This window comes from Methylomicrobium album BG8 (assembly GCF_000214275.2).
Lineage (GTDB): Bacteria > Pseudomonadota > Gammaproteobacteria > Methylococcales > Methylomonadaceae > Methylomicrobium > Methylomicrobium agile.
The window spans coordinates 2,986,674-3,002,870 of the sequence record NZ_CM001475.1 but is presented as its reverse complement, the minus strand read 5'-3'; the positions used below and the strand labels follow the sequence as shown (position 1 = coordinate 3,002,870).

Here is a 16,197-nt window from a genome sequence, read left to right as displayed (position 1 = left end):
GTCGAACATTACGACGCTTCAGATCAATAATAACCAGAGGTGACATCGTGCCTTGGGCGCGACCGGCGATGCAGAACAAAAGACGAATTTTACCCAAAATAGTGCTGTTAGGCCTATTGGCAGGTTTGCTGATAGTCGGTATTGCCGTCGTTAAATTTGTACGCGAAGAAGTCGAAACTTCGCGGTATCAGGCGCACTATCTCTCCAATATCGGCAAGCGGATCAGCTTCAAACTTGAAAAAGGCCCGAGCGCGTCGATACGGTATCCCGAATACGGACCTTACGATCAGCGCATGGGCTATACCTTATTGCCCGAAGCGGTCGAGCGGATGACCCAGGCCGGTTTTTCGGTATCCGCCCAGGCGGTTTCCTCGCCGATGCTGACTCAATTGATCGACGATGGCTTCTTTGCGATCTATCACGAAAAGACCCAGGCCGGCCTCAAGATCTACGATCAGACCCACCAGCTGATATTCGGTAATACTTACCCCAATCACGGCTATCCCAATTTCGAGTCGATACCGCCGCTGGTACTTTATACGTTGCTGTTCATCGAAAACCGCGAGTTGCTGAATGAAGCGAAGGTGACTTTGAATCCGGCCGTCGAATGGGACCGCCTGGGTTATGCCAGCCTGCAGATGGTCGCCAACAAGCTGGGCGTAAACAAGAATGTGCCCGGTGGCAGCACCTTGGCGACCCAGATCGAAAAATACCGGCATTCCCCCAATGGTTACACCAATTCCGTCATCGACAAATTCCGTCAGATGGGCTCGGCCTCGATCCGCGCCTATCTGTGGGGGGCCGATACCCGCGAGATGCGCCGCCAGATCGCGCTGGCCTACCTCAATTCGATGCCGCTGTCGGCCGCGCCGAAAGTCGGCGAAGTGCATGGACTGGGCGATGGTCTGGCGGCTTGGTTCGGCGCCGATTTCGACGAGGTGAACAACCTGCTGCGTGCGGCCATGCAAAATTCCGGGGAAAGCGTTACCGACCGGCAGGCGGTCGCTTTCCGCCAGGTGCTTTGCATTCTTCTGTCGCAAAGACGGCCTTCCTATTTTCTGGGGACGGGATTTAACGCCCTGCAGACGCTGGCGAACAGCTATCTTCGGCTGATGGCCGATGCCGGCATGATTTCCGCGGCGCTGCGCGACCGGGCCTTGAAGGCCGAGACGCTCAAGCCGCTGCCGGCGGATTCGCTGCCTACGCAATTCGTACCGGAAAAAAAGACGCAAGCCGTATTGCGTACCCGGCTGGCGCAAGCGTTGAATGTCAAAACGATTTACGACCTCGATCGGCTGGATTTAACCGCCAGAACCACGATCGATTACAATACCCAGCAAGCGGTGGCGACCGCCCTGCGCAAGCTCGGCAATCCCGAAGAAGCGCGCGCGGCCGGCGCTTTCGGCGAGCGGCGGCTGAATGGAAACGTCGATCTGTCACGCGTCGTCTACAGTTTGATGTTGTTCGAAAAAACGCCGAAAGGCAACTTTTTGCGGGTGCAGACCGATAACCTGGACCAGCCGCTCGACATCAACGAGGGAATTCGCCTGGATTTGGGCTCTACTTCCAAACTGCGCACGATGGTGCTTTACCTGCAGTTGGTCGCGGAGCTTTATCGGCAGTACCACGGCCAGCCGGTAGAAGAACTGAATAAAGTGGCGCTGCATCCCCGGGATTATCTGAGCGCCTGGGTCATTACCCAATTGAAGGGGCAGCCCGGAATCGACCTGCAGACGCTATTGGATCAGGCGCTGGATCGTAAATATTCGGCCAGTTCGGGAGAATATTTCTTTACCGGCGGCGGGCTTCATCACTTCAATAATTTCCAGAAGAGCGACGACTATCAGATCATGTCGGTGCGGAATGCGCTCCGTGATTCGGTCAATTTGGTGTTCATTCGCCTGATGCGCGACATCGTTTACCATTATCAATACAGGCCCGATGGCGTGGCTCGCTGGCTCGACGATCCGGAAAGCCCGAAGCGCCAGGAATATCTCGAACGGTTCGCCGACCGGGAAGCACAGGTTTACCTTGGCCGTTTTTTCGCCAAGATGCAGGGAAAAAGCGAAGCCGAACGTCTCGGCATGCTCGCCAAGCGGGTATGGCTGAAGTCCTCGCGGCTGACGATGCTGTATCGGGCGATTTATCCCGATCATGACGTGGAGCAGCTGAACAGATTCTTGCGCAACTATCTTCCGAAACAGATCCTGGACAAGGAAGACATCTACGCCCTTTACGATAAATATTCGGCGGATAAATTCGATCTGCAGGATCAGGGCTACATTACCAAGATTCATCCGCTCGAATTATGGCTGGCCGGTTATTTGGCCGAACACCCGCAGGCTACCCGCGAGGAAGTGATTGCGGCCAGCGCCAAGCAGCGCCTGGAAGTCTACCGCTGGCTGTTGAAGAGCAAAAGGAAGAAAGCCGGGCAGCAGCACCGCATCATGAGCATGCTCGAAGCGGAGGCCTTCCAGAAAATTCATGCCGCCTGGAAGCAGGTCGGTTATCCGTTCGGCAGGCTGACCCCGTCCTATGCGACCTCGATCGGCGCCTCGGGCGATCGGCCGGCGGCGCTGGCCGAGCTGGTCGGCGTCATCTTGAACGACGGGGTCAGAATGCCCACTGTCCGCTTCGAAAATCTGCACTTCGCGGAAGGAACGCCTTACGAGACGGTTTTGGATAAATCGCCGAACGGAGGAAAGCGCGTATTCCCGGCCGAGGTGGCCCGGGCGGCCAGAAGCGCAATGATCGGGGTCGTCGAAGGCGGCACGGCCGCTCGCCTGAAAGGGGTCTATACGGACAATCAGGGCCGGGTGATCCCGATAGGCGGAAAAACCGGAACAGGCGACCACCGTAAGGAAATGTTCAATGCCCGCGGCCAAATGATCGGCTCGCAATTCATCAGCCGTGCGGCTGTGTTTACCTTTTTCATGGGCGACCGGTTTTTCGGCGTGATAACCGCCTATGTCGCAGGCAAAGACGCCGGAAACTATCAGTTCACCAGCTCGCTGCCGGTGCAGATCGTCCGCTTTTTGAAGCCGACGTTGACGCCTTTGTTGAATCGGCCGGTGGACGGCGGCGGAAACGCTCTCCCCGAGCCGAAAATGGCGATGGTTGCGGGGCAATAAATTGTGCGGCGGGCCGGGCGGACTGCAAGTCAGGAAGTCTGTCCGCAATTCCCGACGGTGGCCCTATGAACCGTTCCCGCCTTATGTCCTTGTTGCTGATCTATTTGCTGATCCTGATGATGGCGTTTCTGTTGCAGCGCAAGATGATGTACTTCCCGTCCCGCTTTACCGAGGTGCAGCAGGACCAATTAATGAAGGAACTGAACCTGCGATCCTGGCCATCGGTGGGCGAAAGGCGGGCGATCACCTGCCGGATTCCGGTCGAAAATCCGAAGGGTACGGTGCTGGTTTTTCACGGCAATGCCGGCGCGGCGCTGCACCGGGCATATTATATCGAGGCCCTGCAGCGTTTGGGTTATCGGGTTCTGTCGCCGAATATCCGGGATACGGCGCACGGGAGGGCGCGCCTTCCGAAGCGGCATTGATCGAAGACGGCATTGCGACGGCGAAACAGATCCTGCAAGCGTACAAGGAGCCTTTGTTCCTGTGCGGCGAGTCGCTCGGCAGCGGGGTTGCGGCGGGGATAGCCGCATCGCGCCAAGTGCCGATTCGGGGATTGTTGCTGATTACGCCGTTCGATACGATGGCGAATGTTGCGCAGCGTCACTATTGGTTTTTGCTCGCGCGTTGGCTGGTCAGGGATAAATTCGACAATGTCGCGAGATTGCGCGATTTCAACGGCCCCATTGCAGTAGTCCTGGCCGGGCGTGACGAAGTGATTCCGAACCGGAACACGCTCGCCTTGTTCGAGGCGCTGCCCGCGAAGAAAAAACTCTGGCGTTTCGAAAATGCCGGCCACAACAGCCTGCCCTTCGAACCCTGGCGCCCTTGGTGGCAGGACGCGATGCAGTTTATCGCTCAGTGACCGGGCAATTGCCTTAAACTCGCCATGTCGATCACGAAACGGTAGCGCACGTCGCTTTTTAGCGTGCGCTCATATGCCTCGTTGATGTTCTGTATCGGAATCATCTCCACATCGGCCGTAACGCCATGCTCTCCGCAAAAATCCAGCATTTCCTGCGTTTCGCGAATCCCGCCGATCATGGAGCCGGCCAGGCGCCGGCGCCCCGTGACCAGCGGCCAGGCGGCCAATGGGGTAGGGTCGGGCAGGCCGACCAGCACCATGGTGCCGTCGAGGCCGAGCAGGTTCAAGTAAGCATTGTAGTCATGCGTTGCCGAGACCGTATCGAGAATGAAACTGAAACGGCCGGCGTTCCGGGTAAAGGCTTCCGCCTCGCTCGTTACGATGAAATCGTCCGCGCCGAGTTTGAGCGCATCGTCGCGTTTGCCCGGCGAATGGCTCAAAACGGTCACATGTGCGCCGAATGCCTTGCCGAGCTTGACTCCCATATGCCCGAGGCCGCCGAGTCCGACGATGGCGATCTTGTCGCCGGGACGAACACCGAAACGGCGCAGCGGCGAATAGGTGGTAATGCCCGCGCAGAGCAGCGGTGCGGCGCGTTCCGGCGGAATGCCTTCGGGGATGCCGACGACATACGCTTCGTCGATGGTGATTTGCGTCGAATAACCGCCGTAGGTCGGCGTTTGGCCGTCCTGTTCCCGCGAATTGTAAGTAAAGCTCGCGCCGCGCCGGCAATACTGCTCTTCGCCTGCTTCGCAGGCTTCGCATTGCCTGCACGAATCGACAAAACAGCCGATGCCGACCGTATCGCCGATCTTCCAGCGGCTGACCTCACTGCCGGTTTGCGCCACGACCCCGATAATCTCATGACCCGGCACCATCGGAAAAATCGCTCCTCCCCACTCGTCGCGCGCCTGGTGAATGTCGGAATGGCAGACGCCGCAGTACAGAATATCGATCAATACGTCATGCGCGCCGGGTTCTCGGCGATCGATCGTGAACGGAGCCAGGGGGGATGTAGGAGTGGCGGCGGCGTAGGCGGGTGTTTTGATCATGGCAATTTCCTATCAATGGTTTATGCGGATTCTAAAATTCGACAGGTGCAGGGATCGGATATATCCCAGGTTGGGGAAAGTGCGTTTTCTTTATCGCATAGAAGGTGCGCACAGGAACGCCAAAGGCTTCTCGGCAATTTTCGGGATTGGGTTGAGCAAAGTGTAGGGTACGCTGTGCGTACCTTTTGGAGTGCTTCCGGCAAATCGGACACCTGAAAAGGTACGCACAGCGTACCCTACACACGGAATTCAAAACCCGCCGTCAATCCGCGAAATCGTAGACCTTGTAATGGCTGACCAACGGTTTCAAGACTTCCTGAATCACCGTCTGGTGTTCCGGATGCTTCGAATAATTTTCCAGCGCTTCCTTGCTTTCGAACGTGGCGGAAACCGCGACGTCGAAACTGTCGTCGACCGATGGGCTCGGATGTTCGCGCTTGATGCCTGCGACAGGCCCGATGTCGTAACTCACTACGCCCGGCAGTTTCGACAGCCGCTTACTGCCCTCGATATATTTCCGCCGTGCTTCCGGATCGCCATGCTGTTTCAGCCAGATGATCACGAGATGATGCACCTTGCCGTCGATGTCGGTCGACGGCCGCTCGGCATGCGCGGCATTGCCGAGGCCGAGGGCGGCTAAAAGAATGACCAGGCGTTTGAAATGGACTGTTTTCATGAACTAACCTCCTGTAATTAATAAAGAGTGTGAAGGGTTGCAAGTGTACCAGAAATTATACGGTTCTATTGGAATCAGTCGGGGTGAGATTGCCAATAAAACCGGCTATGATAATAACCCGTAAAAGTGATCTTGAGGATATTCGACGGGATGCAAAAATTGCCAGAAATACTGTACCGCGCCGCCCAAGTCAGAGAACTTGACCGGATCGCAATCGAAGAATTCAACATTCCCGGCTGCGCGCTGATGCGCAGGGCAGGCGGAGCCGTATTCGAATGCCTGACCGGAAAATGGCCAACAGTGCGGTCGCTGGCGGTATTTTGCGGCAGCGGCAATAATGCGGGAGACGGTTATGTGGCCGCGCGTCTGGCAAGAGAAGCCGGATTGGACGCACTGGCGGTTTGTGTCGGTGATCCCGAAAAGCTGAAAGGCGATGCGCTGACGGCTTATCGGGATTATGTTCAGGCGGGAGGTTCGGTAAAGACATTTGAAACGGAGCATGCGATCGAGGCCGATCTCGTGGTCGATGCGTTGCTCGGCACGGGCCTGGACCGGTCGGTAACCGGGCTTTACGCGGAGGCGATTGCGGCAATCAACCGGTCCGGTTTGCCTGTCGTGGCGGTCGATATTCCTTCCGGCCTGAATGCGGATACCGGCAATCCGCTGGGCTGCGCCGTGAAGGCAGACTGCACGGCGACTTTTATTGGACTGAAACAGGGCCTCTTTACCGGCCAGGCGGCCGAATACGCGGGTGAGATTGTTTATGACGGGCTGGCGGTGCCGGACGCTGTTTTTGATCGAGTAAACCCCGACGTTTTCCTCGTCGGCCAAAAACCGCTGATGCCGCGCCACCGCTGCGCGCACAAAGGCAATATGGGGCATGTGCTGGTTGTCGGCGGCGACCTGGGTTTTTCGGGCGCGGCGCGGATGGCCGGCGAGGCGGCGTTGCGGGTCGGCGCCGGCCTGGTCAGCATCGCGACGCGGAGCGAGCATGCCGGCTTGATGAATTTGAACCGGCCGGAGCTGATGTGCCGCGGCGTCGAAAGCGAGGCGGATTTGCTCCCATTGCTGGATAAGGCCAATGTCGTGGCGCTGGGGCCGGGGCTAGGGCAGAAAGAGTGGGGCAGAACCCTGTTCGGCGCCGTGCTGCGGTCCGAAAAACCGATGGTAGTCGATGCGGACGGCTTGAATCTGTTGGCTTCCGCTCCGATGGGCAAATCCTGTTGGATATTGACCCCGCATCCCGGCGAAGCCGGGCGCTTGCTGCATAGTTCCGCGCAATCCGTCGAGCGGGACAGGTTCTCTGCGGTGTCGGCGATCCGGGCGGCTTATGGCGGCATCGCGGTATTGAAAGGCGCGGGCACCCTGATTGCGAGCGACTCGCGGATCGCGGTGTCGACGACCGGCAATCCGGGTATGGCCTCGGGCGGAATGGGGGATGTACTGTCCGGCGTGATCGCGGGATTGATCGCGCAGGGCCTTGATGTGCAGGAAGCGGCGGAGCAAGGCGTGTTCCTGCACGGACGCGCCGCCGATCTGGCGGCCGCGAGAGACGGCGAACGCGGCTTATTGGCGACCGATTTATTGCCTTTTTTGAAACAGTTGGTGAATTGATGCAGCGTTATTTGCAATCGGCGGAAGCCACCGAACAGTTCGGCGCGGCGTTATGGCGCCTGTTGCCGCCGAAATGCCTGGTGTTTCTGCACGGCGACCTGGGGGCGGGAAAGACGACGCTGGTGCGCGGCTTTCTGCAGGCGGCGGGTCATGCCGGCGCGGTAAAGAGCCCGACTTACACGCTGGTCGAAGAGTACCGGATCGGCGATCGGAAAATCTATCATTTCGATTTATACCGCCTGGCCGATCCGGAGGAACTGGAATGGATCGGGATTCGCGATTACCTGGACGAGGAATCCGTCTGCATCGTCGAGTGGCCCGAGATGGGAGAGGGTATGCTGCCTGCGGCAGATGTATCGATCCGTTTGAGTGTGCAGGATGCGGACAGGTTAATCGATATGGAAGTTTTTTCGGACGAGTTAAAGCTTCTTTGTACCCGTCTATAATGCCGGACCGCCCTATCAAATCAACAATGCGATTGGCAGAGAGGCTTTTTAGTCCGCAACGGCGATCAAATCCGTAAAAGTTCGGATGCTTCTACTGGGTTTTGCTATTATTAAGCCGATATCGTCTTTATTTAGGCAATGGGATCAACGTGTTTCGAGCAGAAAGAATTTACAGCCAGAGTAATCCTAAAACGGGAACGACGGAATGGTTTTTTTCCGCGCGGGAAGGCAATTTCGGACCTTTTGACAGTAAAGAAAGAGCGACCAAAGAGCTTCGAGCCTTTGTTGGTCTTTGTATCAAAAACGGCGACGACGGCGGACGCGGCAAAAAGTCTACGAAATTAAGTCTTGAGCCGGTGCGCGACTTTGTTTTCAAGCGACGGGAGTAAAAAAGAATTTATCGTGGCGGTTCGTTTTGTCAATACGTTTTTTCGTTTCGGCGATTGCCTAATTGCCACAGGAATAATTCAGCGGGTAACAGTCTTCGACGCCATCTTATCCGATAGTCAATAAGTTCTTCATCAGCAGTTCTTCAAAATCTTTCGAGGAAAGCGGTTTTGAGTAGAGGTAGTCCTGTACAAAATCGCATTCCGCCGCAACGAGCAGGTCGCGTTGCTCTTTGGTTTCCACTCCCTCTGCTATGACTTTTAACCCCAGTTTATGGGCCATTACAATGATGGCTTCCGAAATGGCCATTTCCGACGAGCCGTTTCGAAGATTTCTGATAACGGAGATCTACGATGGGTTGATAGAACAGCAAAACTGCTTTTTGTCCAGCGCACGCCGCAGGTCGGATGGCAGCTTAAGCCTTGCCTGCGCCTTTTCCTGCATTTCGTTGGTAAAGTAACTGAAGCGATTGCGTCCCCCATTCTTGGGGACATACATGGCTTGATCGGCGTTTTTGAGCACTTCGTCCGAAGTTTTCGCATCGTTGGGGTACAACGTTATGCCGATGCTTCCCTAATCTCATCAACAACTACAATCTTCGTATTATACCTGATAAGGAGTCGCCTTGTGACGACACTATGTAGGAAGCATCGATAATGATGCGTTCGAACAGTTCTTCAAAACCGCCTGAATATAGGGCTGGTTCAGCCTGTAAAGCTCCTCGCCGAGGACTTCGCGAATATGCTTGCCCCGCAATTGTTCCGGAGGAATCCCAAACCCTTCCTGGTAGGCCTGATTGCCGAATGTATTGGTCAGATCGCGGTTTCAGTACCCAATGATGGCCGGCATGTGATTAAGCACCGATTGAAGAATCATTTGTCCCTCTAAAAGTGGCGATGTGCATCCCGATCGGGGCATTTTCCGGGACTTACTGAATAACGATCGAGCTTTGCTTCCGCTAAATTTCGCAAGTATTAATTTCCAGACGATAACCGATACCACTATGTCGTTCAGAGTAAAAATACTTAAACCTATCCAGTCCAGCGAATCATTGACAAATTGTTGTTCATCAAGCTAACGCCATAAAATGACGAACAGGCCGGACAGCAGGGCGGCTAAAAGCCCTCTCCGCAATCCGCTGATTAAAACTGCGGGAAAAAAAGTAACATAAGTAAGGCGTGTAACCCCAGGTCACTTGACAGTTTCGTACGCAAAAATGCAGAGAATGCCACTAACAGGAATGAAATGACGAGCGACGAAACCCCAGGAAACTTAATTTGATTCTTTAACACTAACCGCACGCTTACAGGGGTTTCTTTAAATACCAAGGGGAAAAACATTCATTTATCGGACAACTTATCGATATGAAACACGTTGAAAACCGTCAAATTAAAATTCATGCGGTTAAGGAAGCTCCAACAAAAAATAAACCGGGATTCTCTCATTCAATAACGGCAAAAAATAATTATCGAATGAACAGGATGCTGTGTTTTCCGGAAGCGTCGCTCCGGTTCTGTGTTGGAAGGGCTTTATCCTCGAACTGAATTGCCAACCGGGGCCGTCAATCACAGGGAGCTAAACCGCTGCTATAATATAATTCTAAGTATACGCATTTTTCTTACAATGCGTAGGGTTTTGATGTGCGATAATTGGCTTGTTACAGACGATTTTTGCGGTTCCAAAGAATTGGAGAACAATCAAGCGGCTATTCTTTATGTTGGTCTTTTATAACCCATAAAACAATTGTTCACCCCGAATCTGTAAAAGATTTACGGTGAGCCTGGCAGTCAAGACGCTGATGCGGTTCTGATTGCCGAAAAAATTTCAGCAGCTGTGTTATCTGGCGTTACCAATAAGGGTTTAAAAAACTTTTCGTCAGCTCTAGTTCAAGCAGGCTTGAATCAGCGGAGTTATTGAAAAATGAAATGTTAATACGGATTTCGAATCGGGTACGGTAGGCATTTTATCAACGGCAGAAAGAGGACTAAATGAAGTTCTTCACAAGATCGGCAGACAAAAATAGTGACGTCGGAACGGATAAATGGAAAAACAAATATCTGGATCTGCTGGATGCGCATGAACGACTGGAAAAAGCTTATAAAGAAGAACATGAAACACTAATCAAAATTATCATTCGCCTTTCCATTGTGAGTTCCGAAGTTGACGCCCAACTCGAACCCTACCTGCAGCGTATCCGCGATCATTTAAAGAACGGCATAGACAATCGTCAACTTAAGGAGGATCTTGAAAGCCTTACAAAAATTATCTATCAGCTTAAAGATTTGTCCTCGAAAGGATCGATAAAGGCTGCTGATACGAACCTTTTGTTCGAGTTTTTATTGCAGCGTTATACCTCGAGCAGGCAGCAAAAAGAATTAACTCAACTGAAAGAAAGCGGTCAGCCTTTAGCGGAGCCTCGGCGATTATTTGCGGCTATTGCCAGGATTATCGAGAGCGATCCAGTGGATGCAGGAATTTCCCGGCAACACGGTGAAAATGAGTCTTCAGTTCGGCATTCTATCGATACTTCTTTTGTCAGTGCGCAATTACTGAAACTCCTGGAAAAAATAAAGGTTCCGGAAGCATTCGAACAAAAGGTGCAAAACGTAAAACAACAATTAAACGCTGGGGCAACATCTCATTCGCTCGAATCGATACTGGATAGCATTATTTCGCTTTTGATCGAAATCAATACCGACAATCAACCGAAGAAAGAGGAGATCGATAAATTCCTGGCGCAAATAACCGAACAACTTGCGGCGCTGAGTTCGGCTATTACCGATTCTAATAAGACATTCAAGAATGTGGGTTTAAATAGAAGCAAATTCGACCAGTCGGTTTCCGAGCAAATGAGCGATCTGCAATACCGATCACTGCAGGCGACTCAGCTGGAGTCTTTACAAAAAGCCATTTCTTCCCATATCGATAAAATTACCCGGGAAATTCAGGAAAATAAAAAAAAGGAAGCGATCGAACTCGAAAAGTTTCAACTTCACATGGAAAGGCTGAATCAAAAAATCCAAGCGATGGAAATGGAAACCGGTGAACTCAAATCCAAGCTAGTCGTTGCTAATTCACGAGCGTTTAGCGATGCTTTAACAGGGCTGCCGAATCGTTTAGCTTATGACAATCGTTTAAAGTACGAAATAGCCCATTGGCAACGTTATCACACGCCGCTGTGTCTGCTGATATGGGATATCGATTTTTTCAAAAAAATCAATGACAATTTCGGGCATCAATTAGGGGATGCCGTGTTGAAGCATGTGGGCCGGCTGTTTTCGGAAAATATCCGTAAAACGGATTTTGTGGCCCGGCTTGGAGGAGAAGAATTTGTCGTGTTGATGCCGAATACCAGGCAACTCTCGGCTTTTCAAAAGGCAGAAAATTTACGCGATATTATCGAAAAACATCAGCTGAATCTAAACGGTACGGTCCATTGCATTACCGTTTCTTGCGGAATTGCCCAGTTGATGAAAGGCGATACTTATGAACTGATTTTTGAGCGGGCTGATCGGGCCTTGTATCAAGCGAAAAAACGCGGGCGAAACCGTTGCTGTATGGGCTAGAGCATTTTCATATCGCGTGTAGGGAAGTCCTCACCTTCTGAAAGGTGCCATGCCGTTAAGTCCAGGCAGGGATTGCCGAGATCCAGATGACAGGGAGGTATGAAAGCCAACCCTCCTGGGTTTCTGGATTCGGCAACCGCTCCATGCGTTGCTACCGATGCCAGCGCTTCTTCAGGGTCCAGTTGTTTTAGAAGGACAACTCGCATTTCCTTCCTTGGCTATCGGGGGGAAATCCTTAAATTCTATATATTTGTTGTTAAGTGCTTATCGGTTAAAGTTTTATTTGGGGGCTTGGCTTGGGCTTGGCGGCGGCGTTTGCGGCCGGGGCGGAAAGCGGTTGGGTGACGGTGGCGAAATACAACGGCGCCATCCAGTGCGAGAGCGCAGGCATCGGCCTCAGGGCCATGAAAATGGAACTGGCGCAGGCGAAAACCCCGGTCGGACAGACGCTGCGGTACTGACGGACAGTTTTACACGGCGGTCTGCGGCGCCGAAACCGGCCGCCCGAATTCGTACGACATCCTGGCCAAAAACCTGAGCGATACGGCCGGCCGGGGCTTCCAGTCTCTCGACGGGTGGCCGGATGCGCAGGAAGCACCGTACGAGCGCGAGGTGCCGTTCGAAGGCAAGGCGGCCGAAATCCATATTGGCGGCATCGGGCCCGCCATGGACGAAGGGGGCTTTCCGCAGGGTGAGAAAAACGATCGGTAAGGCGGTTGCTGACGATGTGATTTTCCTGTTCGTCGTCTTCGGCTACGCCATCGAGGGCGGGTTTTCGGTTTGTGTGGAAGAAAGCGATTTCGCTCCACCCAACGCCTTCCGGGATTTCATCAGGAAACTGCGCACGATCCAGGCCGATCCGAATACCACGGCTTATTCGGTCACGGCGGTCGAAAATTGCACGGCGGATTTGCCCGAGTAATTGCTTTGCCGACTAGAGCATTTTTGCTTTGGGTATATGGCCTTCGTAAGGAAAGCACGTCATTCAGGGATTACCGGACGACTGCCCCGTAGGGTACGCCGTGCGTACCCTCCATGTCGAAAGGTACGCACAGCGTACCCTACGGGGCTGGACTTAACGGCTGGGCACCTTTCAGAAGGTGAGGACCGCTCTGCACGCGATATGAAAATGCGCTAGCCGGCGGCGGCTTGCTTGCCGCCGGCTCTCTTTCCATCCTGGGTGGATGGCTTATTGACGAATCCGCTTGGCGCATCTTCCAGAATTGCGAATATCCCGGATTTCCGTTGCAGAGTCGTCCGCTTTCCTTGCGCTCCTTTGACAGCAGGCGTTTGCCGTGTCATTAATTATCGTTATTTACGGATACGCGCATCGAGAACGGCGATATGGGCTCTGCTTGCGGCGGCCGGCGTGCTGTTTTTGCGGGTATTCAACATGTTTGGAATATAAGGGTGATGAAAATCAGAGTCTTGCTGGTCGATGACCATGCGGTGGTGCGCGCCGGTTTTCGGCTGCTCTTGGCGTCGGTCGAGGCGATCGAAGTCGTGGCCGAAGCGTCGCGTTGCGAGGAAGCCTGCAAACTGTACGACGACTTTCGGCCGGATGTCGTGGTGATGGATTTATCGATGCCGGGGATCGGGGGGCTGGAAGGCATCCGCCGGATTACCGCGCGCGATCCCGAAGCGAAGATTCTGGTGTTCAGCATCCATGACGAGAAAGTCTATGTCGAGCGGGCGCTCGCGGCGGGCGCGAAAGGCTATATTACGAAGAGCAGCGCGCCGGAAATGCTGATTACGGCCGTGCAGGCCATTGCCGGCGGCGAAGATTATATCGAAGCCGGATTGAAAGCCTCGGATGCGTTCCGGGCCGGACAGCCGGATTATCAGGCATTGCTGGCGGCGCTTTCACCGAAGGAGTTCGACGTGTTCCGCCTGCTCGCCAAGGGACTGACCACGCACGAAGCGGCCGACGAGCTGTGCCTGGGCGTCAAGACCGTGGCGAATTACAGCACGCAGATCAAAGCCAAGCTGAAAGTCAATACGGTTGCCGAACTGGCGCGGCTGGCGATCGATTTGAAAATCCTCTGAATCAAGGGTTCGGGAAATTTTCCTTTTTGTGGCTGACGGATGGTAGCGGAAAAATGATTTGGCTAAGATGGCCGGCATTTTATCCAGGGAAGAAACATGAACCGACTCGTCTCTATCTCCTTATGTTATCTGGCCGTGTTGTCGTCTGTACTGGCCGAGGAGGAACAGTCACAAGATCTCGACGTGGTCGAAGTGATCGATGTGGCGCCGCTGTCCGGCAGCGGCATCGACGCCAAGAAAGTAGCGGCGAACATCCAGACCGCAAATGCCGAACAGATGGAAAAGGCCCAAAGCATTTCCCTGGCCGAGTACATGAACCGTCACCTCGGCAGCGTGCATGTGAACGAGGCGCAAAATAATCCCCTGCAGCCCGATATTTATTACCGCGGCTTCGTCGCTTCGCCATTGCTGGGGTTGCCGCAGGGCCTGTCGACCTACGTGAACGGGGTCCGCTTCAACGAACCGTTCGGCGATACGGTCAACTGGGACCTGATTCCGCGCGGCGCGATCGACACAATGGACCTGTATCCGGGCTCCAATCCGCTGTATGGATTGAACAGCCTGGGCGGGGCGATTTCGCTGAAAACCAAGACCGGTTTTACCGCGCCGAAACACCAGTTCGAGGCGTACGGCGGTTCCTGGGACCGGCATTCGGAAGAGTTGACCAGCGGCTGGAACAACGGCACCTTCGGCTATTTCATCGACCTGCACCATTTCGACGAACAGGGCTGGCGCAATTTTTCGCCGACCGAGGCCAATCAGGTTTTCGGTACGCTGAGCTGGCGTAATGACCGGGCCAATCTCGATTTGACCCTGGGCGCGAACGACAACGACATGCGCGGCAACGGCGCGGTGCCGGTTCAACTGCAGCAGATCGACCGGAACGCGGTGTTCACCCATCCCGACCAGACCATTACCCGGATGTTTTTCTCCGAACTGGCCGGCAGCTATGCTTTGACCGACAAGATCGAGCTGAGCGCCAACGCCTATTACCGGCAGAACCGGATCCGAACCTTCAACGGCGATGACAGCGACTTTGACGAATGCGCGTTCGATGATGCGTTTTTGTGCAACGGGGACGGCCAAATCGCCCAAGATGTTTTGGGCAATCAAATTGCGGCCAGCGATAGTGTAGAGGGTGCGACTCAGAATACCAGCGAGACCTACAACCGTAGTCGCGGCGGCACTCTGCAGGCGATGTTCGACCACGATTGGTTCGGGCATAAAAACAATCTGCTCGTAGGCGGCAGCTACGATTACGCGGACGTGCACTTCGGTTCGGATACCGAGCTGGCGCAACTGACGCCCGATCGGGGCACGATCGGCAGCGGCATATTGGTGGAAGAAGCCAGGGTGCGCCTGAATACGGTCACCGAAACCTACGGCTTTTATCTGAGCGACAGTTTTTCGATCACCGACAAACTGACCGCGACGCTGGCGGGCCGCTATAACCATGTCAGCATCACGATGAAGAATCAATACATCGGCGCGGATGGCGAGGACAAGCTGAGCGGCAAGCATAGCTACGAGCGTTTCAATCCGTCCGCCGGCCTGACTTATCAGATTTTCGATCATCTGGGCGTGTACGGCAGCTACGGTGAATCGTCCCGGGTGCCGACGCCAATGGAGCTCAGCTGCGCCGATCCGAACGATCCGTGCCGCTTGCCGAATGCGTTCGTGTCCGATCCGCCGCTCGACCAAGTGGTCGCGAAGACGTGGGAAGGCGGTTTCCGCGGCGATTTCAACAAGCTGATCGGCAAGGGAGATACCCAATGGAACCTCGGCTATTTCAATACGACGAATCATGACGACATCATTTTCCATCGCAGCGGCGGCAGCATCAGCCAGGGGTTTTTCAGCAATGTGGGGCAGACCCGCCGCTACGGCGTCGAAGCGGGCGTGAATTCGTTTATTCCGGCTTTGTTTAGCTCGATCGATGACTGGAGTTTTGCGGCGAACTATACCTACCTGAATGCGCGTTACCTGGACAGCTTCATCATTCAGAATCCGCTGAACAACGACGTGGCGGCGCAGGTCCGGCGCGGCGACAAGATACCGGGCATACCGGAGCATATTTTCAAAGCATCGGTCGGCGTCGAGCTCTGGCGGCGCCTGTCGCTAGCCATCGACGGCCTGTACAGCAGCGACCAGTTTTTCCGTGGCGACGAGGCCAATCTGACAGGCCAACTGCAGGGCTACTGGCTATTCAACGCACGGGCCGAATACAAGTTCAACAAGCACTTCGCGTTGTTCGGCAAGCTCGACAACATTTTCGACAACCACTACAACTCGTTCGGGACTTTCGGGCAGGCGGACGAAGTGCTGGGCGATGCGTTCAACAATCCCCGCTTCGTATCGCCGGGCGCGCCCAGGGCAGGGTGGGTCGGTGTGCGGATCACTTTTTAAAGTGACAA

Annotated in this window: 17 protein-coding genes; 11 read left to right on the top strand and 6 right to left on the bottom strand. The window is 54.4% G+C overall.

Features of this window, described 5'->3' with window-relative positions; genetic code table 11:
* Positions 1-47: 47 nt before the first annotated feature.
* The 3 genes from METAL_RS12890 (at position 48) to METAL_RS21620 (ending at position 3,996) form a co-directional block, all read left to right on the top strand.
* Positions 48-3,131 carry a transglycosylase domain-containing protein gene (locus METAL_RS12890; protein ID WP_005372956.1) on the top strand — a complete coding sequence of 1,028 codons (3,084 nt, stop codon included), beginning with the start codon at positions 48-50 and terminating at the stop codon, positions 3,129-3,131.
* Positions 3,132-3,214: 83 nt separating this feature from the next.
* Complete coding sequence (locus METAL_RS21625; protein WP_245549365.1) at positions 3,215-3,556, top strand: alpha/beta fold hydrolase; 342 nt, start codon at positions 3,215-3,217, stop codon at positions 3,554-3,556.
* Positions 3,553-3,996, top strand: a complete 444-nt coding sequence (locus tag METAL_RS21620; RefSeq protein WP_245549364.1) for an alpha/beta hydrolase — start codon at positions 3,553-3,555, stop codon at positions 3,994-3,996. Before METAL_RS21625 ends, METAL_RS21620 begins: the two co-directional genes overlap by 4 nt.
* On the opposite strand, the gene METAL_RS12880 is transcribed toward METAL_RS21620, so the two are convergent.
* Positions 3,990-5,048, bottom strand: a complete 1,059-nt coding sequence (locus METAL_RS12880; RefSeq protein ID WP_005372952.1) for an NAD(P)-dependent alcohol dehydrogenase — start codon at positions 5,046-5,048, stop codon at positions 3,990-3,992. The two genes, METAL_RS21620 and METAL_RS12880, sit on opposite strands and share 7 nt — an antisense overlap.
* Positions 5,049-5,310: 262 nt before the next feature.
* The gene (locus METAL_RS12875; RefSeq protein WP_005372951.1) at positions 5,311-5,724 is read right to left on the bottom strand and encodes a Dabb family protein; all 414 of its coding nucleotides are present in this window, start codon (positions 5,722-5,724) and stop codon (positions 5,311-5,313) included.
* Positions 5,725-5,874: 150 nt separating this feature from the next.
* Here METAL_RS12875 and METAL_RS12870 point away from each other — a divergent pair, with 150 nt between their 5' ends.
* From METAL_RS12870 to METAL_RS21010, 3 genes are all read left to right on the top strand, one after another.
* Entirely contained in the window at positions 5,875-7,338 is a 1,464-nt protein-coding gene (locus METAL_RS12870) for a bifunctional ADP-dependent NAD(P)H-hydrate dehydratase/NAD(P)H-hydrate epimerase (RefSeq protein ID WP_005372943.1), read from the top strand.
* Positions 7,338-7,784 carry a tRNA (adenosine(37)-N6)-threonylcarbamoyltransferase complex ATPase subunit type 1 TsaE gene (gene tsaE / locus METAL_RS12865; protein WP_005372942.1) on the top strand — a complete coding sequence of 149 codons (447 nt, stop codon included), beginning with the start codon at positions 7,338-7,340 and terminating at the stop codon, positions 7,782-7,784. Before METAL_RS12870 ends, tsaE begins: the two co-directional genes overlap by 1 nt.
* A 149-nt stretch (positions 7,785-7,933) precedes the next feature.
* Entirely contained in the window at positions 7,934-8,173 is a 240-nt protein-coding gene (locus METAL_RS21010) for a DUF6316 family protein (RefSeq protein WP_213069389.1), read from the top strand.
* 106 nt (positions 8,174-8,279) lie between these two features.
* Here the strand turns inward: METAL_RS21010 and METAL_RS12860 are convergent, their stop codons facing one another.
* The 3 genes from METAL_RS12860 to METAL_RS22175 form a co-directional block, all read right to left on the bottom strand.
* Positions 8,280-8,480 carry an EAL domain-containing protein gene (locus tag METAL_RS12860; RefSeq protein WP_031429406.1) on the bottom strand — a complete coding sequence of 67 codons (201 nt, stop codon included), beginning with the start codon at positions 8,478-8,480 and terminating at the stop codon, positions 8,280-8,282.
* 39 nt (positions 8,481-8,519) lie between these two features.
* Positions 8,520-8,693 carry a hypothetical protein gene (locus METAL_RS12855; RefSeq protein ID WP_245549530.1) on the bottom strand — a complete coding sequence of 58 codons (174 nt, stop codon included), beginning with the start codon at positions 8,691-8,693 and terminating at the stop codon, positions 8,520-8,522.
* Positions 8,694-8,807: 114 nt separating this feature from the next.
* Positions 8,808-8,942 (bottom strand): hypothetical protein, encoded by a 135-nt coding sequence (locus tag METAL_RS22175; protein WP_425357670.1) that lies wholly within the window; start codon positions 8,940-8,942, stop codon positions 8,808-8,810.
* Between the two features lie 1,217 nt (positions 8,943-10,159).
* Between METAL_RS22175 and METAL_RS12850 the strand changes: the two genes are divergently transcribed.
* Positions 10,160-11,737, top strand: a complete 1,578-nt coding sequence (locus tag METAL_RS12850; protein WP_005372940.1) for a GGDEF domain-containing protein — start codon at positions 10,160-10,162, stop codon at positions 11,735-11,737.
* 296 nt (positions 11,738-12,033) lie between these two features.
* A complete protein-coding gene (locus METAL_RS21000) occupies positions 12,034-12,198 on the top strand; it encodes a hypothetical protein (RefSeq protein ID WP_213069388.1) in 165 nt (54 codons plus the stop codon).
* Between the two features lie 9 nt (positions 12,199-12,207).
* On the opposite strand, the gene METAL_RS12845 is transcribed toward METAL_RS21000, so the two are convergent.
* Positions 12,208-12,393: a hypothetical protein gene (locus tag METAL_RS12845; RefSeq protein ID WP_157203331.1), complete on the bottom strand. Its 186-nt coding sequence runs from the start codon at positions 12,391-12,393 to the stop codon at positions 12,208-12,210.
* Positions 12,394-12,428: 35 nt separating this feature from the next.
* Here METAL_RS12845 and METAL_RS12840 point away from each other — a divergent pair, with 35 nt between their 5' ends.
* From METAL_RS12840 to METAL_RS12830, 3 genes are all read left to right on the top strand, one after another.
* Positions 12,429-12,659, top strand: a complete 231-nt coding sequence (locus METAL_RS12840; protein ID WP_031429399.1) for a hypothetical protein — start codon at positions 12,429-12,431, stop codon at positions 12,657-12,659.
* Positions 12,660-13,150: 491 nt separating this feature from the next.
* On the top strand, positions 13,151-13,783 hold the full coding sequence (locus METAL_RS12835) for a response regulator (protein ID WP_005372938.1): 633 nt from the start codon (positions 13,151-13,153) through the stop codon (positions 13,781-13,783).
* Between the two features lie 96 nt (positions 13,784-13,879).
* Positions 13,880-16,189: a TonB-dependent receptor gene (locus METAL_RS12830; RefSeq protein WP_005372937.1), complete on the top strand. Its 2,310-nt coding sequence runs from the start codon at positions 13,880-13,882 to the stop codon at positions 16,187-16,189.
* Positions 16,190-16,197 lie beyond the last annotated feature (8 nt).

What these genes read in the sequence shown, in the direction of transcription:
- METAL_RS21625 (WP_245549365.1), top strand. Translation starts at nt 3,215, where the DNA reads ATGTCCTTGTTGCTGATCTATTTGCTGATCCTGATGATGGCGTTTCTG.
- METAL_RS12880 (WP_005372952.1), bottom strand. Translation starts at nt 5,048, where the DNA reads ATGATCAAAACACCCGCCTACGCCGCCGCCACTCCTACATCCCCCCTG.
- METAL_RS12875 (WP_005372951.1), bottom strand. Translation starts at nt 5,724, where the DNA reads ATGAAAACAGTCCATTTCAAACGCCTGGTCATTCTTTTAGCCGCCCTC.
- METAL_RS12870 (WP_005372943.1), top strand. Translation starts at nt 5,875, where the DNA reads ATGCAAAAATTGCCAGAAATACTGTACCGCGCCGCCCAAGTCAGAGAA.
- tsaE (WP_005372942.1), top strand. Translation starts at nt 7,338, where the DNA reads ATGCAGCGTTATTTGCAATCGGCGGAAGCCACCGAACAGTTCGGCGCG.
- METAL_RS12860 (WP_031429406.1), bottom strand. Translation starts at nt 8,480, where the DNA reads ATGGCCATTTCGGAAGCCATCATTGTAATGGCCCATAAACTGGGGTTA.
- METAL_RS12850 (WP_005372940.1), top strand. Translation starts at nt 10,160, where the DNA reads ATGAAGTTCTTCACAAGATCGGCAGACAAAAATAGTGACGTCGGAACG.
- METAL_RS12845 (WP_157203331.1), bottom strand. Translation starts at nt 12,393, where the DNA reads ATGCCGCCAATATGGATTTCGGCCGCCTTGCCTTCGAACGGCACCTCG.
- METAL_RS12835 (WP_005372938.1), top strand. Translation starts at nt 13,151, where the DNA reads ATGAAAATCAGAGTCTTGCTGGTCGATGACCATGCGGTGGTGCGCGCC.
- METAL_RS12830 (WP_005372937.1), top strand. Translation starts at nt 13,880, where the DNA reads ATGAACCGACTCGTCTCTATCTCCTTATGTTATCTGGCCGTGTTGTCG.